Source organism: Flavisphingomonas formosensis, from assembly GCF_009755815.1.
Taxonomy (GTDB): Bacteria; Pseudomonadota; Alphaproteobacteria; order Sphingomonadales; family Sphingomonadaceae; genus Flavisphingomonas; species Flavisphingomonas formosensis.
Genome location: NZ_WRPK01000005.1, coordinates 70,985 through 97,592, shown reverse-complemented (window position 1 = coordinate 97,592; position 26,608 = coordinate 70,985). Strand labels below are relative to the sequence as shown.

Here is a 26,608-nt window from a genome sequence, read left to right as displayed (position 1 = left end):
TCAGCGGCGCGCGAGCGTGCGATCAAGGAAGTCGTGGATCAGCGGCTCTGCGACCTCGAACTGGTCCTCGAGCACAAAGTGGCCGCTATCCAGAATGTGGAACTCGGCGTGCGGAAGATCCCGCTTGTAAGGATAAGCGCCGTCGGCCGGGAAAATCTTGTCGTTCTTGCCCCAGATGATGATCGCCGGGGGCTGGTATTTGCGGAAGAAAGCCTGAAACTGAGGGTAAAGCGGGACGTTCGTTCCGTAGTCCAGGAACAGGTCGAGCTGGATATCGCGATTGCCGGGACGATCCAGCAGCGCCTGATCGTGATGCCAGTTGTCCGGGTCGATCCGGGCGACATCGCTCATGCCGTCCGTATACTGGAACTTCGTGGTCTCGGGTGCGACCAGCACGCTTATTGCCTGACGGTGAGCCTCCGAACCGTCGGCCCAATAGGCCTTGATCGGATCCCAGAAGGCTTTCAACCCTTCCTCATAGGCGTTGCCGTTCTGGATGATGAGCGCGCTCACCTTTTCCGGATGCTTGAGCGCGAGCCTGAACCCGACGGGCGCGCCATAATCCATGACGTACATCGCGTACCGGGTAGCGCCGAGATGAATCATGAGGCTGTCCATCAGGTCGGCGTAGTGACCGAAGCTGTATTTGAAGGCTGTGTGATCGGGCGCGCCGCTTTCCCCGAACCCTGGATAGTCGGGCGCGATGACATGATAACGGTCCGCCAGAGCCGGGATCAGTCGCCGGAACATGTGCGACGATGTCGGGAACCCGTGGAGAAGCAGCACGACGGGTGCGTCGGCCGGCCCGGCCTCCCGATAGAAGATATCGACGCCATCCAACTTGACTGTGCGATAATGAATGACAGGCGGGATCGCGGCTCCCGCCTGAAGTCCGGGCGATGCGACCGCGGGCATCTGGGGAGCGAGTAAGAACAGCGCGCTTGCCAGTTTCAAACCGGCGCCGCGGGTCACGTGATAGGACATCCGACATCTCCTTGCAGGACTTGGCCCGGGCTTGACGGCGGCCGGGAGGTGCGCTCACGACAGTGCGGCGCCACCGGGCGCGGGGACAGTGAGACGCTGTGAAGCGGCGAGAGCAGGTGTGAGGCGAGCGGAGGACCGCCGCTTGCGCTCACGGATCCTCACGATTCCTCGCGACGACTGTCTCGCGCGGCGGACGGATTGCGCGCAGCAGAAACGACATGCGATCCTTCGCCGAAGCGAGGACAATGATGCGCTCGATCCCGCTCGCCCTTTCCGGAGCTTTGATCATGACGGCAACCAGCGCTTCCGCTCAGTCCGCGCGCGATGTGCGCGGGCCAGCGGCCGTCGTTCCGATCGAGAATGAGCCGCCCGCGCGCCTGATCGTCGATCCGCCGATACCGGAGGCCCTCGCCAAAGGGCGCGTGTTCATCCAGTACCGTGCCGAGAACCTGCGCATCATCCAGGTGTTCGGGCCGGCGGCGCTAGACGTCTCGCCCCGCATCGGTCACATCCATGTGACCGTGGACGATCTACCGTGGCATTGGGCCGACGCGAGCGGGGAACAGATCATCCTCACCGGATTGCCGGTGGGTCCGCACAAGGTCCTCGTCGAGCTGGTTAACGCCAATCATCAGACCCTCGACCAGCGAACAATCAGGTTCGTAGTGCCTGTTCTGGCGACTTCCGCGGGTCATCAGTAAGGGCGTTACACCCTTTGGTCGTAGTGCCCCAAGTGCTGTATTACTCTCGGCCTGCTGAGCCAACGACGGCAACGAACGAGCGGCCGGTTTCGTGGCCAGCGTAAGTTAGCTGGAACCGCCGACTATGAGGCGCGCTGCTGCCGAAAAGTTCGCGCCACGTCAGCGGCAAGTGTCGGAGGAAGCGGCCATTCAACAAACCGCCGTCAAACGACTGAACCGCGTCGGCTGCCGCGCGGAGCGAGCTCCGCTTCGTGGGACTTCGCTGCCGTTTCCGGCGCATCGGGTGCGCGGCAGGTCTCGGCAGGAGCAGATGTTCACACGGTCGACGGCGCCATTGTCATTCCCGCCGTAGAGAGAAGATGCCACCTGCAGGTGTCGGTGTGTCTCCTCTGCCCCGACGCCCGGGAGAACTGAACTTGATTGCACTTGGTACGAGCGACGGCATCTACTGGTTGACTAGCCCAATCGGTGACACGCTAAAAGTCTGCGACCTAGGATGGGAGGGCGGGGTCGAAGATCGGGCTTGCCCCGCTGATGATGTCGGCGATCCGATGCAGGGGCCTGATCGGATCGCCGCAGCGGCTTACGCCAATAGCTTGGAACAGAGCCGAACCATCAAAGGCCTACGGTCGCAGCAAGGCCTCCGATGTCCTTGATCTCGTGCGTCGCGTAAACCGGCAGCGACGGCTCATGTCCCCGTGCAACGAACACACGCGCACCATAGCCCAGATCGTAGGCCGACATGTGGTCATAGCGGAAGCTCGAAGAGACATGCATCATGTCCTCGGGCGCGCAGCCGAGCTGATCGATGGCGTATTCAAACGCGCGAAGCCGTGGCTTATAAGCCTGTGCGTCTTCTGCTGTGAAGACATGCGCAATTGGCGCGCCGAGCTTTGCCACGTTATCGTGAATCTGGGAATTCATCGCATTTGATAGAATCACAAGCGGGATCTCCTTGGCAACCTTAGAGAGGCCCTCTGGCACGTCGGGGTGCGGCCCCCAGGTCGGCACGGCGTCATAAATCGCCGCCGCGTCGGCCTCGTTGAAATCGAGCTTCCACTTGCGGCACGTCCGCTCGACCGCGTTGCTCACGACATCGCTGTATGGCTTCCAGTCGCCTAGCACCTCGTCCAGGCGGTACACCCTGAAATCTTCGACGAAGGCTTCCATTTGCTCCGGCGCAATGCGGTCGGCGAAAAGCCTGCGCGCCGACGGTGCCATTTCAAAGTTCGTGAGGGTGCCGTAGCAATCGAAAGTGATATACTTCGGTTTGAACTGGCTCATAAGACGCGCTCTCTTGCCGGCTGTTGTTCGGAGCGGAAGCCGCTTGGTCCCGCCGCGAAATTGTCTTCGTAGCGACTGACAGAAGATGCCGATTGCAGCGACTATTTCTCGGGTTCATACCGAAATGAATGATTGCACGGCGTGTGCATGCCGCGCGACCGCTGTAAAGTCTGCCTCATCTCAACAACTCTATGGTGGTGCATGAGCCGCGATGAGACAGAGCAAGCGCATCCTCTTCGCAGTGCGCGGTGGTTTCGCAAGGACGACCTGCCCGGCTTCGTCCATCGCAGCACTCTCGCCGCGGCGGGGTGGAGCCGCGAGGACCTCATGTCCCGGCCCGTGATCGGAATTCTGAACACTTGGTCAGACATCAACCCCTGCAACCTGAACCTGCGGGTGCTGGCGGAAGAGGCACGGATCGGCATCATAGAGGCGGGCGGCATACCATTCGAGGTGCCGCTGATGTCGCTCAGCGAAAACATCATCAAGCCCACATCATTCCCATTCCGCAACCTCCTCTCGATGGACGTTGAAGAATGCATCCGCGGCTATCCGTTTGACGCGGTGCTGCTGCTGGCCGGATGCGACAAGACACAGCCGGCGCTGCTGATGGGAGCTGTGAGCGCGCGCGTTCCCTTCATATTCCTCGCCAGCGGCCCGGCGACTCCGCGGTCCTTCACCGGCGGCGATCTCGCCAATGCTACCGGCGTGTGGCGGCTGGTCGATAAAATGCGCGCCGGCGAATCCACGAAGGACGAGTTCTCGAAGCTCGAACGCAACGTGATGGGGACGGTCGGTCATTGCGCCGAGATGGGTACTGCTTCGTCAATGGCGGCTATCTGCGAGGCGCTCGGCCTCTCCCTTCCCGGCAGCAGTCTCGTACCTGCAGCCGACCGCCGCCGCAGCTTCATCGCGCGCGACGTCGGCCGCCGCAGCGTTGGGTTGGCCGAGTCGGGTTGGCCGCAGGGCACCGAAATCCTCGACCAACGCGCGTTTGACAATGCGATCGCACTTCTGTGCGCGGTCGGCGGCTCCACCAACGTCATCATCCACTTGCTGGCGCTGGCCGGGCGAGCGGGCGTGCCTTTGACGCTTGACCGCTTCGACGAGATCGGCCGCCAGGTCCCGCTGATTGCGAACGTCCAGCCGGCCGGCGAGCATCTGACCGAGCGGCTGATGGCGGCGGGTGGCGTGCCCGCGCTCATGAAGCGGTTGAAGCCTTTCCTGCATCTGGACGCCGTCACCGTGGATGGGCGCACGGTGGGCGAGATCATAGATGCCGCCGAGGTGCTGGATCCGGACGTCATCCGTCCGCTCGACAAGCCCGTAAGGGTGGGGGAGCCGCTCGTAGTGGTGCGCGGCAACCTTGCGCCGGATGGCGCGGTGATGAAGGCCTGCGCAGCCGATCCGAGGCTGTTCCGGCATCGCGGCCGTGCGATCGTATTCGAGGATGTGCAGACGGTTGCCGACCGGATCGATGATCCGACGCTGGATATTGATGAGAAAAGTGTTTTGATCCTGCGAAACGCCGGTCCGGTCGGCGCGGCGATGCCGGAATGGGGTATGCTGCCCCTTCCCCGCCGGCTGCTTGAACGTGGCGTGCGGGATATCCTCCGTATCTCGGATGCACGGATGAGCGGCACTGCCTACGGCGCCGCCGTCCTCCACGTCTCGCCCGAGGCTGCGGTCGGCGGCCCGTTGGCTTTGGTCCGCGACGGCGACATCATCGAACTCGATGTGGCCGAGCGACGGCTGGATCTTTGCGTCGATGAAACGGAGCTGGAACGGCGTCGTCGTGAGTGGCGCGCGTCGCCGCAGTCACATACGCGTGGATACCGCAGCCTTTACAACCAGCATGTCGAGCAGGCCCATCGTGGCTGTGACTTCGACTTTCTCCGTGGTGCCGATACAGAAACCCTTCCGGATGGACTGTTCGACGGCTGGGTCGGGGGCTGGTGACCCATCATGAGCATTCTCTATCGATCGGACGAAGCCCGCGGACCCGCATGGGCCACGTATTTCGCCGAGCACGCTCCCGATCTCGACTTTCGCGTGTGGCCCGATGCGGGTGACCTGACCGATGTTGAATATCTGATTGCCTGGCAGGCGCCGCCTGAGCTTCTCGCATCGCTGCCCCGGCTGAAAGTCCTGTTCTCGTCGGGCGCTGGCGTCGATCACGTCGACTTTTCCAAGATTCCCGATCACATTCCCATTGTCAGGATGGTCGAGCCCGGCATCATCAATGGCATGGTAGAGTATGTCAGCCTTGCCGTGCTGGCGCTGCATCGCGACTTCTTCGACTATATCGAGACCCGGCCGAAACGGATCTGGAACCCCCTTGAAGTGCCGCCGGCGTCTGCACGAACGATCGGCGTGATGGGCATGGGTGTGCTTGGGCAAGCCGTGCTGGCGCGGCTCGCCACTTATGGTTTCGATCTGCGCGGCTGGAATCGTTCGCCGCGCCGCATGGAGCAGGTCGATAGCTACGCCGGAGCCGATCAGTTGCAGCCGTTTTTGGCTGGCTGCGACATGCTGGTTTGCCTGCTTCCGCTCACCGAGACGACACGAGGCATTCTCGACCGCCGCCTCTTTGCAGCCCTGCCCAAGGGGGCGGCGCTTATCAACGTTGGCCGTGGGGGGCATTTGGTTGATGAGGATTTGATCGAAGCGCTCGATGCCTGCCATCTCTCCCGCGCGATCCTGGACGTTGCCGAGCCGGAACCTCTGCACCACGAGCATCCCTTCTGGACGCACCCGAGAATATTCCTGACGCCGCACGTCGCGAGCATGACCCAACCCGAAACAGCCGCGCCCATCCTTTTGGAGAACATACGACGTCATCAGCGGGGCGAGGCCCTGGAGGTAATCGACCGTTCGCGCGGATATTGACAGCGATCGCGGCCTTTTACCGAGTAACTGCTTGAGAGGGTGAGCGTACCCGCGGAATGGTGGTCGCCCCGAAGAGTTCGACCGGTAGCTTCTGGCAGAAGCAGACATTTACTCCCGGTCAGCGAATGACTTCAACTGGTCGGCACAAGCCCCAAAGCCATTCGTCCGCCTCCTCGCCGGCGAGCGTTCTGCAGGTGGCCAATGTGGCCATAGGAGAACGACCATGGAGATGCCTGAAAACCGAAGCCGCTGCCAGCAAGCGCCCTGTTTGGAATGCCGGCAAGACCGTGGGTGCAAAGCGGGCTCTAAAACCGAAGCAGATCTGGGAAATCCGTTTTCACCGTAATCAGCGCCGCCGTCTGCGGGATCGGCACTGTTCGATCTGGCGATCGACAGCAAGCTTCGGGGCTGCGACCTCGTGCAGATCAAGATCGGCGACATTGTTAGCGGCGGACTGATCCAGACACGGGCAATCGTGATGCAGCAGAAGACGGGAAGACCCGTTCAGTTCGAGCTACTGCCGGACGCTCGGGCGAGCCTGCGGGCGTGGCTGGATCGGCGCGGCGGCGCGGTGGACGATTATGTCTTTCCCAGCAGGGTTGATCACGGTGGGCATCTCAGCACCCGCAGTATGCGAGGCTTGTCGACGAATGGGTAACAGGTGTCGGTCTCATGCGAAGCGAGTATCGCACGCACTCACTTCGCCGAACGAAGGCATCGATAATCTATCGGGCCACCGGCAACCTTCGTGCCATTCAGATCCTGCTCGGCCACAGCAAGATCGAGAATACGGTCCGCTACGCTGGAATCGACGCGGAGGATGCTCTTGCCCTCGCCGAGAACACCGAGATTTGAACCCGATGGCGCCCGCTTCCGGTGGAGAGCCGGAAATGGGCGCTCGGGACATTCCTGCCACTCCGATGTCATAGGTCGGACGTCAGTTCCTTGTCGAAGCCGACGTTCAGCGGTGTCCGCCAGCCGTCCTGCCAGCGCGGTTGTCATGTTTGTGGACATCGATGAAGTGGGTCTCGGCATGGGCTGCGGTGCTGAGGCGCGGCGACTATATACGGTCGCTATCTCCCTCGACCATTTCGCCAATAAGGTTGATTAGTCTGTTAGGCGGCGTCCATGAGAGGCGAGAATGGGGCTGTTTGCCGGTGCTCCCCCTTGACCGCGCGATGTGATTGCCCGACCTGCAGCCCTCATGCCTTGCAAGTCAGCCCCATGAGAATCGTCATCATCGATGACAGCGGCCTGCGAGCGACCGTCCTGGAGGAAGGACTGCGCGATGCGGGTTATGACGATATCCAGATCGTCTCGCCGCGCGGCGCCTTCGTCGCCCGGCTGGAGCGGATGGCGCCCGACGTCGTGCTGATGGACCTGGGCAATCCCAGCCGCGACACGCTGGAGGAAATGCTGACGGTCAGCCGCGCCCTCGCCCGGCCGATCGCGATGTTCGTCGACCAGTCGGACGACGCGATGATCGGCGCGGCGATCGACGCCGGCATATCCGCCTATGTGGTCGACGGATTGCGCAAGGAACGGGTGAAGCCGGTGCTGGAACTGGCTGTCCGCCGCTTCAACGCCTTTGCCCAGATGCAGGCCGAGCTGGAGGAGGCGCGCACCGCGCTTAGCGATCGCAAGATCATCGATCGCGCAAAGTCGATCCTGATGAACCAGCGATCCTTGAGCGAGCAGGAAGCCTATGCGCTGCTGCGTTCTAGTGCGATGAACCAGGGGAAGAGGATCGTGGACGTGGCGCAGGCGCTCATCACCGCCAGTGACCTGTTGGGAGGGGTATGATGACGGATATTCTACGCATCGCCTTCCTGCCGTTGACTGACGTCGCCGTACTGGCTGTCGCTAAGGAACGGGGCTTTGCCGAAGAAGAAGGGCTGACGCTCGACCTCATCCGATCGACCAGTTGGGCGACGCTGCGCGATCGGCTGGTCTACGGCCAGGTACAGGCAGCGCATATGCTCGCGCCACTGGCAGTGGCGGTGACCCTGGGTCTTAGCCAGCAACCCGCGGCGCTCGCCGCACCTTACAAGCTCAACGTCAACGGCAATATGCTGGTGATGGCGTGCGATTTCGCCGCCGCGCTCGATCCCGATCACGCGCGCCGGCTCGCCGACCCGCTGGGCACCGCACACGATTTCGCGGCCGCCATTGGGCTATGGCGGCGCAAGCCCGTGATCGGCGTGGTCCATCGCTTTTCCAGCCATGCGATCATGCTGCGCTACTGGCTCGCGAGCGCAGGCGTGGACCCCGATCGCGATGTGGTGCTGCGGGTCCTGCCGCCCTCGCTGACGGTCGAGGCGATGCGCGCGGGCGAAATTGACGGCTTCATCGCGGGCGAACCTTGGGGCAGCGCGGCGGTGGAGGCGGGGCTTGCCGAAACGGCGGCGATCGGCGAGCGCATCTGGCAGCGGGGGGTGGAGAAGGTTCTGGCTTTCCGCGAAGCCTGGCTCGAAGACAATCCGGCGCTTGTCGACCGCCTGCTGCGGGCCTTGATCCGTGCGGCGTCGTGGTGCGACGATCCCGCCCATCATGGGGAGCTTTCGCACCTTCTGTCCGACCCGCGCTATGTCGATCAGCCCGCCGACCTCATTGCGCGGGCGCTGACCGGCCGGATGGTCGTGCGCGCCGGGCAGGCCCCGATCGTCAATCCCGATTATCTGCTTTTTGGGCGGGAAGCCACGCCCTTCCCCTGGCGCAGCCAGGCGTTGTGGATCTATTCCCAGCTAGTTCGGTGGAACATGATCGACCATTCGCCCGATCACATCGCGCGCGCGGGCGCGGTGTTCCGGCCCGATGTCTTCCGCCGGGCGCTCACCGGCACGCAGGTGCCGATGCCTGGGGCCAGCATGAAGGTGGAAGGAGCGCTCGGCCTGCCGCTCGCGGTCGGTTCGCGCGGGGGCGCGGGCATCACGCTCGGACCCGATCGATTCTTCGATGGGCGCATCTTCGATCCCGAACGGATCAACGAGTTCCTAAATGGGTTCCACCCGACACGCTGAAAAGCCACGGAAATTGTGCCTTGCAACATGAAGCGAATCGCGGGATAACATAGACGCCGCGCGACGAAGCGCGCCTTAACGGATGTGCCGTCCCAAGGGTGGGATCGTCATCCTCACCGTATCGCAGCAAAGCCGCTGACCGGATCATGCCCTAGTGCATGTGTCCGGCCTGCGGCTTTTTTCATGTCCATTTCCGTTTGATGGGGGACGTCACATGGCTACAGCTTATTGGGATCGCGAAGGAAAGGCCGACCCGGCCGCGCCCGCGACGAGTTTCTGGAAGGCCGGCCACCCGCCGACGCTGATCGCGGCCTTTCTCTATTTCGACTTGGCCTTCATGGTCTGGGTGCTGCTGGGGCCGCTCGCGCCCGCCATTTCCAAGGCGCTTGCGCTGACCCCGGCGGAAAAGGGGCTGATGGTCGCGGTGCCCACCCTGGCTGGAGCATTCTTGCGTGTCGTCAACGGCCTGCTGGTCGATCGCATTGGCCCCAAGCGGGCGGGCGCGATCAGCCAGATCATCGTCATCGCCGGGCTGCTGACCGCCTATCTGGCGGGCGTCAACAGCTTCGGCGGCACGCTGGCGCTGGGCGTGATTCTGGGCTTTGCCGGGGCCAGCTTCGCGATCGCGCTGCCACTCGCCAGCCGCTGGTATCCCGCCGAGCATCAGGGCAAGGCGATGGGCCTTGCCGGCATGGGCAATTCGGGCACGGTGCTCGCGTCGCTCTTCGCGCCGATGCTGGCCAAGCTGTTCGGCTGGAACGCGGTGCTGGGCCTCGCCTGCATCCCGCTCACCATCGTCTTCCTCGTCTATATGGTGATGGCCAAGGACGCGCCGAACGCGCCCGCGCCCAAGAAGCTGATCGATTATTTCCAGCCCTTGAAACAGGCCGACGCCTGGTGGCTGATGGCTTTCTATGCGGTCACTTTTGGCGGATTCGTGGGTCTTGCGGCGTCGCTGCCCATCTATTTCACCGACCAGTTCGGCCTGACCCCGATCATCGCGGGCTATTGCACCGCGGCATGCGTGTTCGCCGGATCGCTGGTGCGGCCGATGGGGGGCGCGCTGGCCGATAGGATCGGGGGGTCCAAGGCGTTGATGATCGTCTACGTCATCGCCGCTCTCGCGCTGGCGGGGGTCAGCCAGGCGCCGACGCTGGTCGCGGCGCTCGGCTGCTTCGTCCTTGCCATGCTGGCGTTGGGCGCGGGCAACGGCGCGGTGTTCCAGCTGGTGCCCCAGCGGTTCCAGGCGGAAATCGGCATCATGACCGGCCTTGTCGGGTTCGCGGGTGGTGTCGGCGGCTTCTATCTTGCCAGTTCGCTCGGCCTCGCCAAGCAGTTCACCGGCAGCTTCGCATCTGGCTTCCTGATCTTCGCGGGACTGGCCGCGCTGGCCTTCGCCGGCATCGCGCTGGTGCGGGGCAAGTGGCGCAAGAGCTGGACGACCGGCGCACGCATCTGATCCAGAGGGAAGGCGGGCGGCATCAACGGGTGACCCGCCTTCCCTGCTCTGCACGATATTCGCGTCCTAGGGGGACGAGCATCCATGAAGACGCTTTTTCTATCGGCGGCCGGGCTCGCCGTCGCGGGGCCCGCTTGCGCCCAGCAAGTCGCTCTCAAGCCGGTCGCGGAAGCGCGGCTGCGCTACGAACATGTCGATCAGGACGGCCTCGCGCAGTCGAAGGCCAGCGCGCTCACCGCCCGCGTCCGCGCCGGCGTCACCGCCACCACCGGCGCGCTGAGCGCCACCCTGGTCGGTCAGGGTACGCTCGCCATCATCGACCATTATTATGACGGGCTGCACGGCGCTGCCACCCGGCCGCTGGTCGCCGATCCGCAGAATGTCGCGCTCTACATCGCGCAGGTCCAGTACCGGACCAATGTGGTGACGCTGACAGCGGGACGGCAGAAGATCGCGCTCGACGACGAACGCTTCGTCGGCAATGTCGGCTTTCGCGACAATGGCCAGACGTTCGACGCCCTGCGCGCCGAAATCACGCCCGCCAAGGGGCTGAAGCTGGACGTGGCCTATGTCTGGAGCGTGCGCACCATCTGGGGCATCGATGGCATCGGCGCGCGGCAGCAGGCGATCGGCGGCGACAATGTCTTCGCCAATCTCTCCTACGCGACGCCCATCGGCGCGCTGACCGGCTTTGCCTATCTGGTCGATCAGGACGAGACGGCGGTGCAGGGCTATCGCCTGTCGAGCCAGACCTATGGCGCGCGCCTCGCGGGGTCGCGCCCGCTCTCGAAGGCCGCGAAATTGAGCTATCAGCTGAGCTATGCGCGCCAGTCCGACTATCATCGCAACCCCAATGCTTATGCCGCCGACTATTGGCTGGCCGACGCGACGCTGGACGTGAAGGGCTGGAAGCTGAACGGCGGCTATGAGATATTGGGCGCGAGCAAGGGCGCCGCCCTCACCAGTTTCCAGACGCCGCTCGGCACCAATTTCAAGTTCCAGGGCTGGGCCGACAAATTCCTGACGACCCCGCCCAACGGCATTCGCGACCTCTATGTCGGCGGCGGCTATGGCTGGAAGACGATGGGGCCGCTGTCGGCCGTGTCGCTGACGGGCAGCTGGCATCGTTACAGAAGCGATCGCCTGAGCCAGCATTATGGCAATGAGATCGATTTTCTCGCATCGGCGAAACTCAAAAAGACCATGCTGTCCGTCCGCTACGCCCATTATGACGCGCGCGCGCTGGCGACCGACACGGACAAGCTCTGGCTCCAGGCCGACTGGTCCATCTGACTGAAAAGCCACGAGAGGAATCGCTTGAGCCGTCAGGCGATTCCCCTTATGCTGCACTGCAAGGGACAAGGCTGTCCTTCTTCACATAGCCGAGGCGGTCCAGGGACGGATCGACGAGGCGCATATGATGGCAAAGCCGCCATCCCGACCCCCGGGCTTCAATGTCCAGGGGTCGGGATGGCGGCTTTTTTGTTTTCTGGAGTCACGGGATGGAATTTCAGGACGGGACGCAGGCCGGCATGGAGCCGGCACTCGATAGCGGCGATGCGCTGCTGACGCCGGCCGATGGCGGGCGCGAACATCTGGTCGTCGTGGGCAACGGCATGGCGGGCTGCCGCGCGGTGGAGGAGTTGCTGGCGCGCGACGCGGCACGCTACAGGGTCACGATCTTCGGCGCCGAGCCGCATGTGAACTATAACCGCATCATGCTGTCCCCGGTGCTGGCGGGCGAAAAGAGCTTCGACGACATCGTCATCAATACGCGCGAATGGTATGCCGATAATGGCATAGACCTGATCGCGGGCGACCCGGTGTCGGCGATCAACCGTTCCGCCAAGGCGGTGACCAGCCGGTCGGGCCGCACCGTGCACTATGACAAGCTGCTGATCGCGACCGGATCGGATCCCTTCATCATCCCTGTACCGGGCAAGGATCTGCCCGGCGTCATCAGCTTCCGCGACATGAGGGATGTCGACACGATGCTGGCGGCCGCCGCGAATGGCGGAAACGCGGTGGTGATCGGCGGCGGCCTACTGGGGCTGGAGGCGGCGCACGGCCTGACCCTGCGCGGCATGAAGGTGACCGTCATCCATCTGATGGACACATTGATGGAGCGCCAGCTGGACGAGGCGGCGGGCTGGCTGCTCAAGAGCGCCCTGGAGGCGCGCGGCCAGACCATCCTCACCGGCGCGAATACCGCCGAAATATATGGCGAGGGCAAGGTGGAGGGCGTGCGCCTGAAGGACGGGCGCGAGATACCCGCCAGCCTGGTCGTCATGGCGGTCGGCATTCGCCCTTCCACCGCGCTGGCGCGCGGGGCGGGACTGGCGGTCAATCGCGGCATCCTGGTCGACGACCATATGGTGACGAGCGACCCCGATGTGCTGGCGGTGGGCGAATGCGTCGAGCATGACGGCAATGTCTATGGCCTCGTTGCGCCGCTATGGGACATGTGCCGCAGCCTGGCCGATGGTCTGACCGACCGGCATACGGGCTATAAGGGCTCGGTGACTTCGACCAAGCTCAAGGTCGCGGGCCTCGACGTCTTTTCCGCCGGCGATTTCTCGGGCGGTGAAGGCTCCGAGGATATCGTCCTGCGCGACGCGTCGCGCGGGGTGTACAAGCGGGTCGTCGTCAAGGACCACAGGATCGTCGGGGCCGTGCTCTATGGAGACACGGCGGACGGCGGCTGGTATTTCGACCTGCTCAGGAAGGGCGAGGATATCGCGGATATCCGCGACCTGTTGATCTTTGGCCCGGCCTTCGCCTCGGGAGGGGGCGCGCTGGACCCTAAGGCGGCCGTTGCGGCGCTCTCGGACGATGCCGAGATTTGCGGCTGCAACGGCGTCAGCAAGGGCCAGGTCGTCGCCTGCATCGAACAGGGCGCGCGCAGCCTCGATGCCGTTCGTGGCGCCTGCAAGGCGTCGGCGAGCTGCGGCAGCTGCACCGGCCTGGTCGAAAATCTGCTGAGCGAGGTGCTGGGCGATGGCGTCCAGTCGGGGCCCAAGAGCTTGTGCAAATGCACGAGCTTCGGCCATGACGATGTGCGGCGCGAGATCGTGGCGCAGGACATGCGCTCCATTCCCGAGGTGATGCAGAAGCTGCACTGGTCGACGCCAGATGGCTGTTCCTCCTGTCGCCCCGCGCTCAACTACTATCTGCTCTGCGCCTTGCCCGGCATCTATCAGGACGACCAGCAGAGCCGCTTCGTCAACGAGCGGATGCACGCCAATATCCAGAAGGACGGCACCTATTCGGTGGTGCCGCGCATGTGGGGCGGCCTCACCAACCCGCGCGAGCTGCGCGCGATCGCCGACGTGGTCGAGAAATATGACGCGCCGATGGTCAAGGTCACCGGCGGCCAGCGCCTGGATATCTTCGGCATCAAGAAGGAAGACCTGCCCGCCGTCTGGGCCGACCTCAACGCGGCGGGCATGGTGTCGGGCCATGCCTATGGTAAGTCGCTCCGCACCGTGAAGACATGTGTCGGGTCCGAATGGTGCCGCTTCGGCACGCAGGATTCGACCGGCCTTGGCGTCAAGACCGAGCGGATGACCTGGGGATCGTGGATGCCCCACAAGTTCAAGATCGCCGTCTCTGGCTGCCCCCGCAACTGCGCGGAGGCGACGATCAAGGATTTCGGCGTCGTCTGCGTGGATTCGGGCTATGAACTGCACGTCGGCGGCAATGGCGGCATCCATCTCCGCGCCACCGACCTGCTGTGCAAGGTCACGACCGAGCAGGAGGCGCTCGACTATTGCGCCGCCTTCATCCAGCTCTACCGCGAGGAAGCCCGCTATCTGGAGCGCACCGCCCCCTGGATCGAGCGGGTCGGCGTCGATTATGTGAAAAGCCGGATCGTCGAGGATCATGCGGGCCGCGAGGCGCTGCGCGCGCGTTTCCTTTGTGCGCAGAGCTTCAGCCAGGACGACCCCTGGGCGCAGCGCGCCGCCGGCGCGCGCGCCGACCTGCACCAGCCCCTCAACCCCACAGCCATCGCGGCGGAGTAAGTCCCATGACCGACTGGATCGACATCGGCACGATCGCCGACATTCCGCAGCGCGGCGCCCGCACCGTGCAGATCGGCGGCGAGAAGGAGATCGCCGTCTTCCGCACGGGCGATGACCAGGTTTTCGCGCTGGTCAATGAATGCCCGCACAAGAACGGGCCATTGAGCCAGGGCATCGTCCACGGCCACAATGTCGCCTGCCCGCTGCACAACTGGACCATCGCGCTCAAAACCGGCGAGGCGCAGGGCAATGACGAAGGCTGCACGCCGACCGTCGCGGTGCGGATGGACGGCGACCGCATCCTGATCGCGCAACCCGTCCAGGCGCGGGAGGCGGCCTGATGGGCGAAGCGGTCCGCACCACCTGCGCCTATTGCGGCGTCGGCTGCGGCATCTCGGCGACGCCAGCCGGACCGCGCGCCGTGACCATCAGGGGGGATGAAGCCCATCCCGCTAACGCCGGCCGGCTCTGTTCGAAGGGCACGCATCTGGGCGAGACGGTGGGCCTCGCCGGCCGCCTGCTTCACCCGATGATCGGCGGCAAGCGAGCAAGCTGGGACAGGGCGCTGGACCTGGTGGCGAAGACGTTTCGAGAAACCGTCGCCCGGCACGGCCCGGACAGTGTCGCCTTCTATGTCTCGGGCCAGTTGCTGACCGAAGATTATTATGTGGCCAACAAGCTGATGAAGGGCTTCATCGGATCGGCCAATATCGACACCAATTCGCGCCTGTGCATGTCGAGCGCGGTCGCCGGCCATATGCGCGCCTTTGGCGAGGATGTGGTACCCGCCAGCTATGACGATCTGGACGAAGCCGACCTCATCGTCCTCGTCGGCTCCAACACTGCCTGGTGCCACCCGGTCGTCTATCAGCGCATCCAGGCCGCCCGCGCCGCGCGCGGCACGAAACTGGTCGTCATCGACCCCCGCCGCACCGAGACGTGCGAAGGCGCGGACCTGCATCTGGCGCTCAAGCCCGGCACCGACGTCGCGCTGATGAACGGGCTGCTCGCTTGGTGCGATCGGGAAGGCGTCGCCTCGTCCGATCATCTGACGGTGCCCGACGGCTTCTGGGAGCATATCCGCTCCAGCCATGATCTCTGGAGCACGGCAAAGGCCTGCGACCTGCCACCGGCGCTGCTGGAGCAGTTCTTCCGCCTGTTTGCCGCCACCCCGCGCACCGTCACCCTGTTCAGCCAGGGCGTCAACCAGTCGATCCGGGGCACCGATCAGGTCAACGCCATCCTCAACGTTCACCTGGCGACGGGACGCATCGGCAAGCCCGGCGCGGCGCCCTTCTCCATCACCGGCCAGCCCAATGCGATGGGCGGCCGCGAGGTCGGCGGGCTCGCCTCGACGCTGGCCGCGCATATGAATTTCGCGCCGGAGAATGTCGCCCGCGTCGGCCGCTTCTGGGCCGCGCCGGCGATGGCGACCAGACCGGGCCTCAAGGCCGTCGACCTGTTCCGCGCGATCGGCGAGGCGCGGATCAAGGCGCTGTGGGTGATGGCGACCAACCCCGCCGTGTCCATGCCCGATGCCGGCCGCGCGCGCGAAGCGCTGGCCTCGATCCCCTTCCTCGTCGTGTCAGACATCATGGCCACCACCGACAGCAGCACCAACGCCCATGTTCGGCTCCCCGCCGCCGGCTGGGGTGAGAAGGACGGCACCGTCACCAACTCCGACCGCACGATCAGCCGCCAGCGCCCCTTCCTCCCCCTCCCCGGCGAAGCCAGGCCCGATTGGTGGATCGTCACCGAGGTCGCGCGCCGCATGGGCTGGCGCAACGCCTTCGCCTATGATCGGCCCGCGGACATCTGGCGCGAACATGCTCGCCTCACCGCCTATCAGAATGACGGGCAGCGGCTGCTCAACCTGCGCGCCCACGCGGCCATCGCCAACGATGCCTATGAGGCGATGGAGCCCTTCCGCTGGGGCGGCGCGCCCTTCGCCGATGGCCGCTTTGCCACGCCCGATGGCCGGGCGCGGCTGGTCCTGGCGAAACAGATGGACCGCCAGCCGCCGCTGCGCGACTGGCCCATGACGCTCAACACCGGCCGGTATCGCGACCAGTGGCATACGATGACCCGCACCGGCCTGTCGCCCAAGCTCGCCCGCCACCGCGAGGAGCCTCTGGTCGAGGTGCATCCCGACGACGCGCAGGCGCTTGGCCTTGCCAAAGGCGATCTCGCCCGCGTCGCCACACCGTCGGGCGAGAGCATCTTTCGCGTGAGCCTCACCGAAGGCCAGCGCCCCGGCGAGATATTCACGCCGATCCACTGGACCGATCAGGTCTCGACTGGCGGCCGCACCGGCCTGCTCCCCCGGCCGCTGGTCGATCCCCATTCGGGCCAGCCCGGCTTCAAGTCCACGCCCGCCCGCCTCGAAAAAGTCGCGGTCGAATGGAAAGGCTTCCTCATCCTGCGCGGCTCGGAGCCGGCAGCGCCGCCCTGCCTCTGGGCAACGCGGATCACGATCCCCGGCGGAGCGCTCTACGAGGTGGCCGGCAATGGCGATCCCACGCGGCTCGACGCCTGCCTGCCCAGGGGCGACCGGGTCGAGGCGGTCGATCCCGCGCGCGGCACCCGCCGCATCGCCATCCTCCGCGAAGGCCGGCTCGCCGCCGTCCTCTTCCTCACCCGCACCGGCCTGCTGCCTTCGCGCGACTGGCTGATTGGGCAATTGGAGGCGGAGGGGGTGACCGCCGCTGTCCTCGCCGCGCGCGGTCCGGGCGCTCAGCCAGACAAGGGCGCGACCATCTGCGTCTGCTTCGACATCGGCCTCAACCAGATCGTCGCCGCGATCCGCGATCAGAGCCTCGTTGACGTGTCCGCCATCGGCCAGGCGATCGGCGCGGGAACCAATTGCGGCTCCTGCCGCCCCGCTCTCGCCAACATCCTCGCCCAGACCATGCAGGAGACGCTCAATGCCGCAGAATGATCTCATCGCCCCCGGCGACGTCTGGCTGGTGGGCACCGGGCCGGGCGATCCCGACCTCCTGACCCGCAAGGCCGAACGGCTGATCGCGGCGGCCGACATCGTCTTCTACGACGCGCTGGTGGGGCCGGGCGTGCTCGACCTGATCCCGCCCGGCGTCGAGCAGGTCAGCGTCGGCAAGCGGTCGGGCCGCCACAGCAAGGCGCAGGAAAGCATCAACGACCTGCTGCTCGCGGCGGCGAAGGCGGGGCGGCGCGTCGTCCGCCTGAAGGGCGGCGATCCGTCTATCTTCGGCCGCTCCGCCGAGGAAATGACGCATCTGGGGCGTGAAGGCGTCTCCGTCCATATCTGCCCCGGCATCACAACGGCAAGCGCGGCGGCGGCGAGCGGTCATATGTCGCTCACCCTGCGCGGGGTAGCGCGCGGGTTGACGCTGGTGACGGCGCATCTGCGCGCCGGCGAGCCGCTCGCGCTCGACTGGGCGGCGCTCGCCGGCGACAACACGCTCGGCATCTACATGGGCCGGGCGGCAGCGGGCGAGATCAGCCGCAACCTGATCGCTGCGGGGCGGCACCCCGACACACCGGTCATGGTCGCGGTCAACGTCTCGCTGCCGACCGAGCGGCTGATCCGGGGTAAGCTCTCCGCGCTTGCCTTCTTAGTTCAAGCGGTCAGTGACAAGGAGCCGACCCTTCTGCTGGTGGGGGACGCGGTCGTCGGTCATGAGCGTACCGAAACAGAAGCGGACGGAGCGCTGCTGTATGCCTGACAAGATTGAACGGGTTCGGTTGTTTCCCACACGCCCACTCACTTTTCCGAAGGCCTGGAGTCGTAAGTACTGGAACAGATTGGCCACCGCGACGCAGGCGAGATTTTGTCCGTGTGCGTCCAAAGAGCGCCGCAGTTCTGACAGAAAGCAAGGGATCAGTTGTTCACGATAACCTCAGGTTCGATTTAGGCGTGTTGTTGCTCGACCGCTTCGCACCAGAGGTGAATGGCAAGTTGTGCCAGGACCTGCCGTTCAAAATCCGACCGGGGAACGACCGGGGTCTGTGAAGGGTTTCGGGCGCTTGCGTACGAAAGCCTCCAGTGCAGGAACCCGCGGGCCCCGCGCGTTGGTCTATGGGTAAATAGGCTTTGGGATGGTTCTGGCGGGTACGCGTTGTTGGGCCTGAGGTGCCGGTTCTGGCCGGATCAGCGTGATTTCGTGCGGCGTCAGAGTGCGGACGGTGGTGGTTTTGCTGGTCGGTGTGCCCCGCGCTGGGCTCGATCCCGGAATGGGCATGCACTGGGTCGTCGGCCAGGACGCCATGGGCGCAACCGTCGTGCAGCCTGAGCCATGCCGGATCATGGCGCATTCCCCCGGATTGGCGATGCCGATGATGGCGGCGCGCGGGGCTGGCACCAGCGGGCAAAAGGCCTCGATGATGGTCATGTGCCCGCCGCAACATGGGCATGGCGGGCGATGGTCGGGAGGTTCGTCGGGTTCGGGCTCCTCGACCGGTACAGCAACGCCCAGCAGCCTGCGGGCCAGCGCCATGGTGTCCTTGTGGGTCGAACTGGCGAGCAGGCCGTAATGCCGGATGCGGTGGAAGCCGCGCGGCAGGACGTGGATCAGGAAGCGGCGGACGAACTCGTCGGTCGCCAGCGTCATGACCTGCTGGCGTTCAGCAGCAGGGCGGCGATAGTCCTTGTAGCGGAACGTCACGCCGGTCTCGTCGAAGCCGAGGAGCCGCCGGTTCGAGATGGCAACCCGGTGGGTGTAGCGCGAAAGATAGGCCAGCACCGCCTGCGGCCCGGCGAAGGGCGGCTTGGCATAGACCACCCAGCGCTTCTTCCGGATCGGCGAGAGATGCCGCAGGAAGGCCTTGCGTGTCGCGAGGCGAGTCAAGGTGCTGAAGAAGGCCAGCTTGCCGGCATCGAACAATGCCAACAGGCGAGTGAGGAACAGACGGCGGAACAAGGCGCCCAGCACACGCACCGGCAGCAGGAATGCGGGGCGCGACGAGATCCAGCGCGTGCCGTCGAGCGCGATGCCACCGCCAGGCACGATCATGTGCACATGCGGATGGTGGGTCAGTGCCGATCCCCAGGTGTGCAGCACGGCGGTGATGCCGATCCGCGCGCCAAGGTGCTTGGGATCGGCGGCGATGTTCAGCATCGTGTCCGCGGCTGCGCGGAACAGCAGGTCATAGACCACCGCCTTGTTCTGGAAGGCGATGAAATTGGGAGGCTCGGATGACGCGAGATGTGATAACGTTATGCACGGTTATCGCTCTGGGAGCTTGCAGCCGGGCGCCCGAGCAAAATCGGCAGGCTGCCAAAAGCGAAAACGTGGGGTCGCCGAAGCTGATGGGGGACGCCTCCAGCGCCAATTCGCCAGGCTGGCGGGCAGTCATCGCTGAGCTGGATAAGGACAGATCAACGAGTGAGCGCGTCAACGACGTTGCACAGGAAGCGCTGCAGCTTACAGGGGGATCTGCACCCGCCCAAGCGCCCTCCCCCACGCCGGCTCGCCAGCAGGCTGCCAACATGCTCGCAAGCATCCTGCCGCCCATCGGCAGCGGCGCCGGTGCAAGCAGCGTGACGCAATATGAAGTCAATATCGATCCGCCGGCCGGCGCCAGCTATTTCGGGCGCGCAACACTTTCCTTCGTGGGCGACCCGCCGATCACCGTCTATTATCTCAAGAACCCGATCGCGAGGCCGGGCAAGCCCGACGCTGAGGGCGGAAAGAGGATTTTGGACGAAACGATGGATATCGTTGGCCTGCCGACCGGATCATTGGCCAGAACCAGCTTTGGTGGCCAGGAAAATCTCCTGGCCTTTTGCATGGCCCAACCGGTCGCTGAAAGCCGTCAAGCGACATGCTCGGCCAGTGTAGCCGACGTTCCTTGCGGTCGTGCGTTTCGTAGTAAAAGCGCTTGACGGTCGCTTCCTTGATGGTGCGGTTCATCCGCTCCACCTGTCCGTTGGTCCAGGGATGCTTGGGCCTGGTGGTACGGTGATCGATGTCGCTGAGCGCGCAGGCATATTCGAAGGCATGAGCGCGGAAGAGTTCGCCGTTGGCGATCGCTTCCTTGATGAGCGGCACGGCCGAACCGCCGGCACCCGGCGTCGTGAAGTGGATGCCATTATCGGTCAGCACGGTGTGGATCGTGTAGGGCACGGCAGCGATGAGTCGGTACAGGAAGTCGCGTGCGGTCGCGGTCCTGGCCTTCTCGTGCAGTTCGACGAAGGCGAACTTGCTGGTCCGGTCGATCGCCACGAACATGTAGAGCCTGCCCTGCTCGGTACGAACCTCAGCGATATCGATGTGGAAGAAGCCGATGGGGTAGCTTTTGAACTTGCTCCGCCGGGGCTTGTCGCCCTCCACATCCGGCAGCCGTGAGATATCGTGGCGCTGGAGGCAACGGTGCAACGACGAGCGCGTCAGATGCGGGATCGTTGCCTGCAGGGCGTAGAGACAGTCATCCAGTGGGAGCAGCGTATGCCGGCGGAAGGCGACGATAATCGCCTCTTCCTCGATCGATAGCACCGTCGATCGAGGCTGCTTTGGCCCCGTCTTGTGATCGACGAGTGATCGGCGGCCGCGCCACTTGGCCACCGTCTTCGGGTTGATCCCGTGGCGCTTGGCAAGAACCCTCAGGCTCTCTTGACTATGCTGTATCGCTCTACGGACTGCCGCTGTCGTGCGGGCGCTTCCATGGAGAACCTGGCCCATAGTGCATCCTTCCATTGCTGGCTGAATAATGCACCATCAAATCCCGAGACCAAACATAAAATCTTTCTTGCAGACGAGGCGGGCCATACGTTTTTTCCGCGTGATAGCGTAGCGCGCGAAGAACCGGTGCAGCGTCGAGTTCGCCACCGACAGACCGATGCCGGCGAGCGCCACCCGAAGTTCGTCGAGCGTGATGTCCCGGTCCGCCTCCCACAGAGCCAGCACCTCCTCGCGGCGCTCCTCGATCCGGCGCGAGCGCATATCGCCGCCTTGAGGCTTGGGAACAAAGTTGTCCGTCACCATTCGCTGCGACTGCCAGCGGATCGCCGTCGAAGGCGCAACGCCAAACCTCCCCGCTGCGGCTCGCCTGCTCATTCCGCTATCGATCGCCGCCAGCAACCGAGAGCGCAAATCCATCGAAAGCGGCTGACCCATTCCGTGCCGGCCTCCAGTCCCAGCCAGCATCGTGAATCAGATTTTCAACGGGTTGAGAAGCCTTCCCGATTCAGACCGGTCAGAAAACGCTCTAGAGGCGCCTAACGCCCCTTTTCCCACGTAAGGCAGAGCGCTGGGCCTTGATGCAGGTGCTATCGATCGAGGTGCTCTTTGTGACTGCCCGCCTCTGCAAAAGCGTTGAGCAATTTCGTCCAGAAACCCCGCCGCGACCAGCGGTTGTAGGCTGTGGTCGAAGGGCTGTATTCCGCCGGACACTCGCACCAGCGACAGCCTGACTTCAACACGTGGAAGATGCCAGAGATTACTCGCCAATCATCGAAGCGCCCAGTTCCAGGCTGGTTCTTCGACAAATGCGGCACGATCGCCGACCAAGCTTCATCGAACAACCAGAACAATGAGCGAAACATCGCATAGGGGCTCGATCTGCCGCGAAAACCCATTTAATCAAAATTTTATATAGTTTTCAAGTAGTTGATTTGGTTTTGGTCGTAGATCCGAGCGTTCCAAGTTTGGGTGACAGCTCGAACATGATGCGATTAATGCAGTACATGATGAAGCAAATTCTCCTCGTTATATTTAGGTATAATAAAATATTTTGGCTATTGTTGTGTTGGTTAATAGATGGATATTATGATATGCGCTCGGAATTTAGGCGATAGAGATATGACAAATATCAATACATGACATGCTTTTCAGCCCACATCATCACACGCGCGGCGCTATCGAGATAAGCCGGATAACCACGCAGGCTGTGGCCATCGTCGGGATAGGTGCACAGCACGCTCGTCGCTCCCGCCTGCAGGAGGGCATTGTGGAACTCCAATGCCTGTCCGGGCGGCGTGCTCTTGTCCCGGCCGCCGGTCAGAGTCAGCGTCGGGGTCCTGACGTGGGCAGCAAGAAACACCGGACTGCGATCGAAATACTGGCCGACCGGCGAAACCGGTGACCCATCGAGGAACACTTCGTCGAAGGCGGGAAACTGGCTGGTAAAATGCTGGCTGTACCAGTTCGTCACCGGCGAAATCGGGACGGATGCCGCTATACGCGTATGTTGCGTGATGAGCCAGGTCGACATGAACCCGCCGTAGCTCCCGCCCGAAAGGACGACCTTGTCGCGATCGATGATGCCAAGGGCGGAAAGATGGTCGAACGCACTGATCAGATCGTTGGTGTCAGCTCCGCCCATATCACCCAGTACACGTCGCGCGAAATCCTGGCCCCGACCGGCGCTTCCCCGCGGATTGGGCAGGAGAACCGCGAAGCCGCGCGCAACCATCGGCCCCGCCGCCCGCAAGCGCGCAGCCCAGCGGTTGCGATAGCCCCAGACCGGTCCGCCGTGAATGTCGACGAGCAAGGGCAGGTTGCGGGCGGCATCGTCTGGCCGCAACAGCAGGCCTTCGATCTCCAATCCATCTTCGGCCGTCCAACGAACTGTTTCGATCAAGCCAGTGACAGGACTGGCCCCGGCAGCGGCAAACGACCAGAGCGGGGCAACCTCCGTCTTGCCCAGGCGTACAAGCTTTGGCGCCTCGGCATAGCTTTCGATCGACGCATAAATCTCTTCGCCGCTCACGGCGATGGCGGGATTATGATCACCGCAAGTCCGGTCGATCGACGACCAGATCGTTTCCGCCCGGTCTGCGGCCAGATCATACATGCCGACGACAGTTTCCAGCCCGCGCAAGCCGGCAAAAGCAATGCGATCCGCGCCGATCCAGTGCATGTCGGAAACCTCGACATCGCCCGTGGCCAGCGTGCGTACGGCACCCCCTTCCCACAGGCGCAAAGTCCCGCAGACGATGCCGCGGTCGCTGCACACCGCTTCGATGAACGCGACCTGCCCGCCATCGGGAGAGGTACGCGGAATTGCCAACTGGTCTGTCGCGCAATGCCCCGACCGGTCTTTGCCGGTCGCCGCGTCGATCAGCCTCAGGCTGGCGCCATACCAGCTGCCCTCGCCATGGTGGTCACTGGCGATGACGGCGAATCCGGTCTCATCGGTCCAGTCGAACTCCCACACATTGAGCGGCGGAGTAGTGACAGGGCGAATGTCCGCATCATCCGATTCCCACATCCACAGGCGACGCCAGACGTCTTCAGACCCGCCCATATCCACTTCCGGGAGCCAGGATGGGCCATCATGCTCGACCCGCAAGGCAAACCCGCCTTCGGCACCCGAGACATCCGATCCGGCGCCGGCCACCAGCAAGCCCAGCTTGCCATTGGGCGACCAGCGCATCTGCTCCACGACGCCCGGCACCGATTGCCAAGCGAGCGAGGATCCATCGCGCAAATCGACGATCTCGACGCCATCATCGCGATAGATCGCGCAACGTCTGCCGTCCGCCGCAACCGCCAGGTGGCGGCCACCGGACCGCAATTCGACAATAGCCTGTGTGGCAGGATCAATCCGGTACGCGTTGTAGGAGGGACCGTCTTCCAGGCTTCCCGCAAAGGTCGCACCGATGGCGCAGACGGTGCCATCCTTGAGCGGATGGATTTCGCGAACGGCATGGACCAGGCCCGTGGCCGGAGCAAACAACGCGGAATAATATTCGGCAACCGCCTGATAATGAGGCGTATCGCGAATGTCCCGTCGGCTGACCATCGTTGCCAAATCCAAGTCCATTGTCATGAGTAATCCTGAGGTTTGCACGGCGAAAAATCAGAAATCGGACGCCCGACCGGCAGGTAGCATGCTTGGCAGCCGGGCATGCGCACCGGCACCATGCGTGCACCTGGAGGGGCAGCCGGAGCCGCAGCTGCCATTCCGGCAGATACGGCTCCGGCTTTCAGTTCAGAATCCCGCCGAGAGCGTGAGACCGACCGTTCGCGGCTGGACAAAGGTGACAGTCGGCACGGTCTGCGTCCCTCCCGCGTTTTCGGACGTCAGCACGCCTTGGTGATCGAATACGTTGCGCACATAGACATTCAGCTCCCAGCGACGGTCAAAGCTGATCCCGGCCCGCAGATCGAGGTTGGAATAGGACGGGAGTTGCGGGCGAAGCCCGGTGGCAACGTTGACGAACTGCCCAAGCCGGCTGTCGACGAACGTGTACGTTCCACCGAGGTGGGCGGAAACGTTATCCGAGAGGTCGAAAACCTGCTGCAGCGAGAGGTTCGCCGAGAACTTCGGCGTGTTCGGCAGACGATCGCCCTTCAGTGCGATCAGGCTGCTGATGCCGGCGCTCTGTGGCGGAAGCGAACGCGTCAGCACGGAATCCGTGTAGGTCGCATTCCCGTCGACCGTCATACCGTGCCAGGGCCGCCAGCCCACCGTCGCCTCGATGCCGCGACTGCGCGCTCTCGATCCATTGGTGAAGAAGACGAAGCCCGATGTCAGATCAGTGTTCTGGAGCTGGATATCCTTCCAGTCGATCTGGAACAGGGAAACGTCAAACGTCACCTGCGAGGCAAGTGCAGTACCCTTGAGGCCGAGTTCGTAGTTGACGACGCGGTCCGAACCGAAGGTTGCGAGCGGGATTGTCGGCAGATTGGCGTTCGGACCACCTGGCCGATACCCGCTGGCAGCCCGGAAAAACACCATGATGTCGGGCGTGATGCGGTAGCTTGGCGTGACCAGCCAGGTGAACGCGTTCTCGCTCAGGCCAGAGGTGATCGTGGACGAGGGGCCGAACAGGAATTCTGCGGCCGGATCGACCTTCTGCACCGACGAGTACGATTGCTTGTTGCCGCTATACCGTCCGCCAACCTGAATATCTAACTTCGGCGTGACGTGGTAGGTCAGGTCGGCAAAGACGGCCTGGTCTCTATACGATGAAGGGTTGAGCCCCTGATAGGCGGTGATCGCATCGGACCCACGTGTCGCGATCAGGCTTTGCGGCGTGTCGGAATGCTCTTTGGTATAGAACCCGCCGACCAACCAATCAATGACCGGCCCGGTCGAGGCAAGGCGCAGTTCCTGGGAGAACTTGTTCGTTCTGGAGCGATTGTCGAACGTCACCCCGGTGTAGCCCGGGTAGGGGATCAAAGCGAAACCGAAGCGGTTGGTGCCGTCCTCGACCTTGACCAGCTTGCTGCGCGACCATGCGCTGACCGAGACGAGCTCGGCAAAGCCGAGATCGACCCCAACCCGCGCGCTGTAGAGCTCGAAACTGGTCGATCCGTCTGCCAGGACCTTGGAGGTCGTGCGATCGCCCAGAAGCATGCGATAACGGGGATTGGCGGGGGTGTTGGTCGGAAAAACCGGACGGAAATCGGTGATCGAAAACGTGGTGAAGGCAGCATCGCCCACGGTTTCGCTCAACTGCTTCACCGCCGCCAGATCGATCTTCACCCCGTCAACCGGGCGGATCGAAAGTGCGGCGCGGCCGCCCCAGTACTTTGCCTTGTTCGCATCCTTGGTTCGGACGCCCGAGACCGGATCGATGTTGTCGACGTAGGCCGGGTCCTTGCGGTAAAAGCCGCTGACATTGAGGCCAATCTTGTCCGTCACGACCGGGATGTTGACCGATCCGCGGGCCGAATAGCCCTCGCCACCGTCGGTGACATGATTGGCGCCGAGCTCCACCCGGCCGGAAAATTGGTCAAGATCGGGCTTGCGCGTCACGTACTTGATCAGGCCACCCAGGCTCGACGCACCGTACAGGGTCCCCTGTGGGCCACGCAGCACTTCGATCTGTTCGAGCGTGGCAGGATCGAAATCCGGCACCTGCGCCTGACCGAGATAGCTCGACGATCCAAAGGGTACGTCATCGACGACAATTGCCACGGTCGGGTTCGCCAGCCGCTCACCGGTCGTCACGCCGCGAATGGCCAGTTGCGCCGCATTGGGGCCGCCGTACTGCAAACCCGGGACGCGAGAGAAGAAGTCCCGCATGCCGTTGATGTTCTGCGTGGTCAAGGTATCCGAGTTGATCGCCGAGACCGCGAGCGGAACATCGATCAAGCGTTGATCCCGCTTCTGTGCGGTCACCACGATGTCGCCGGCAGACGATGCGTCGGCTGGCGTATCAGCGCGATCATTGCCTTGGTCGGGACTGGTCTGCGCGGCCGCAGGCACATTGGCAAGCAGCACCGCCGGTACGATGCTGACTGAAAGCAATAATGTCTTCCTCATGAGTCTTCCCCTTTCCGTAGTTATCTTGTCGTTCGATTCCCCTGCGCATCAGGA

15 protein-coding genes and 5 pseudogenes are annotated in these 26,608 nt (G+C 63.7%); 12 read left to right on the top strand and 8 right to left on the bottom strand.

Going from position 1 to position 26,608, the window contains the following annotated elements:
* Positions 1-915 carry an alpha/beta fold hydrolase gene (locus tag GQY20_RS15035; RefSeq protein ID WP_198351014.1) on the bottom strand — a complete coding sequence of 305 codons (915 nt, stop codon included), beginning with the start codon at positions 913-915 and terminating at the stop codon, positions 1-3.
* 287 nt (positions 916-1,202) lie between these two features.
* On the opposite strand from GQY20_RS15035, the gene GQY20_RS15030 reads away from it, so the two are divergent.
* Positions 1,203-1,685 carry a DUF6130 family protein gene (locus tag GQY20_RS15030; RefSeq protein ID WP_232476059.1) on the top strand — a complete coding sequence of 161 codons (483 nt, stop codon included), beginning with the start codon at positions 1,203-1,205 and terminating at the stop codon, positions 1,683-1,685.
* A 615-nt stretch (positions 1,686-2,300) separates the two neighbouring features.
* Here GQY20_RS15030 and GQY20_RS15025 read toward each other — a convergent pair.
* Positions 2,301-2,969: a haloacid dehalogenase type II gene (locus GQY20_RS15025; protein WP_157217942.1), complete on the bottom strand. Its 669-nt coding sequence runs from the start codon at positions 2,967-2,969 to the stop codon at positions 2,301-2,303.
* A 201-nt stretch (positions 2,970-3,170) separates the two neighbouring features.
* On the opposite strand from GQY20_RS15025, the gene GQY20_RS15020 reads away from it, so the two are divergent.
* The 11 genes and pseudogenes from GQY20_RS15020 (at position 3,171) to cobA (ending at position 18,063) form a co-directional block, all read left to right on the top strand.
* Positions 3,171-4,928 carry a dihydroxy-acid dehydratase gene (locus tag GQY20_RS15020; protein WP_157217941.1) on the top strand — a complete coding sequence of 586 codons (1,758 nt, stop codon included), beginning with the start codon at positions 3,171-3,173 and terminating at the stop codon, positions 4,926-4,928.
* Positions 4,929-4,934: 6 nt separating this feature from the next.
* Complete coding sequence (locus GQY20_RS15015; protein ID WP_157217940.1) at positions 4,935-5,858, top strand: 2-hydroxyacid dehydrogenase; 924 nt, start codon at positions 4,935-4,937, stop codon at positions 5,856-5,858.
* A 223-nt stretch (positions 5,859-6,081) separates the two neighbouring features.
* Positions 6,082-6,713, top strand: a pseudogene (locus GQY20_RS15010) (tyrosine-type recombinase/integrase).
* Positions 6,714-7,082: 369 nt separating this feature from the next.
* Entirely contained in the window at positions 7,083-7,661 is a 579-nt protein-coding gene (locus GQY20_RS15005; RefSeq protein WP_157217939.1) for an ANTAR domain-containing response regulator, read from the top strand.
* A complete protein-coding gene (locus tag GQY20_RS15000; protein ID WP_157218258.1) occupies positions 7,661-8,878 on the top strand; it encodes a CmpA/NrtA family ABC transporter substrate-binding protein in 1,218 nt (405 codons plus the stop codon). The genes GQY20_RS15005 and GQY20_RS15000 overlap by 1 nt, the downstream gene beginning before the upstream one ends.
* Before the next feature lie 214 nt (positions 8,879-9,092).
* Positions 9,093-10,337, top strand: coding sequence for a nitrate/nitrite transporter (locus GQY20_RS14995; RefSeq protein WP_157217938.1), 1,245 nt, complete (start codon positions 9,093-9,095; stop codon positions 10,335-10,337).
* Positions 10,338-10,421: 84 nt separating this feature from the next.
* A complete protein-coding gene (locus tag GQY20_RS14990; protein ID WP_157217937.1) occupies positions 10,422-11,630 on the top strand; it encodes a hypothetical protein in 1,209 nt (402 codons plus the stop codon).
* Between the two features lie 209 nt (positions 11,631-11,839).
* Complete coding sequence (gene nirB / locus GQY20_RS14985) at positions 11,840-14,359, top strand: nitrite reductase large subunit NirB (RefSeq protein WP_157217936.1); 2,520 nt, start codon at positions 11,840-11,842, stop codon at positions 14,357-14,359.
* A 5-nt stretch (positions 14,360-14,364) separates the two neighbouring features.
* Positions 14,365-14,700, top strand: coding sequence for a nitrite reductase small subunit NirD (gene nirD, locus GQY20_RS14980; RefSeq protein WP_157217935.1), 336 nt, complete (start codon positions 14,365-14,367; stop codon positions 14,698-14,700).
* Positions 14,700-17,297 (top strand): nitrate reductase, encoded by a 2,598-nt coding sequence (locus GQY20_RS14975; RefSeq protein WP_157217934.1) that lies wholly within the window; start codon positions 14,700-14,702, stop codon positions 17,295-17,297. The genes nirD and GQY20_RS14975 overlap by 1 nt, the downstream gene beginning before the upstream one ends.
* On the top strand, positions 17,284-18,063 hold the full coding sequence (gene cobA / locus GQY20_RS14970) for a uroporphyrinogen-III C-methyltransferase (RefSeq protein WP_157217933.1): 780 nt from the start codon (positions 17,284-17,286) through the stop codon (positions 18,061-18,063). The genes GQY20_RS14975 and cobA overlap by 14 nt, the downstream gene beginning before the upstream one ends.
* A 578-nt stretch (positions 18,064-18,641) precedes the next feature.
* Here cobA and GQY20_RS14965 read toward each other — a convergent pair.
* The 6 genes and pseudogenes from GQY20_RS14965 to GQY20_RS14940 all read right to left on the bottom strand — a co-directional run.
* A pseudogene (locus GQY20_RS14965) lies at positions 18,642-19,515 on the bottom strand (IS91 family transposase); the annotation flags it as partial.
* Positions 19,516-20,175: 660 nt separating this feature from the next.
* Positions 20,176-21,018, bottom strand: a pseudogene (locus GQY20_RS14960) (IS481 family transposase); the annotation flags it as partial.
* A gap of 72 nt (positions 21,019-21,090) precedes the next feature.
* Positions 21,091-21,453, bottom strand: a pseudogene (locus GQY20_RS33035) (IS630 family transposase); the annotation flags it as partial.
* Positions 21,454-21,553: 100 nt separating this feature from the next.
* A pseudogene (locus GQY20_RS14950) lies at positions 21,554-21,881 on the bottom strand (transposase); the annotation flags it as partial.
* A gap of 266 nt (positions 21,882-22,147) precedes the next feature.
* Complete coding sequence (locus GQY20_RS14945; RefSeq protein WP_157217930.1) at positions 22,148-24,130, bottom strand: S9 family peptidase; 1,983 nt, start codon at positions 24,128-24,130, stop codon at positions 22,148-22,150.
* A gap of 141 nt (positions 24,131-24,271) precedes the next feature.
* Positions 24,272-26,554, bottom strand: a complete 2,283-nt coding sequence (locus tag GQY20_RS14940) for a TonB-dependent receptor (RefSeq protein ID WP_157217929.1) — start codon at positions 26,552-26,554, stop codon at positions 24,272-24,274.
* Positions 26,555-26,608: the final 54 nt, after the last annotated feature.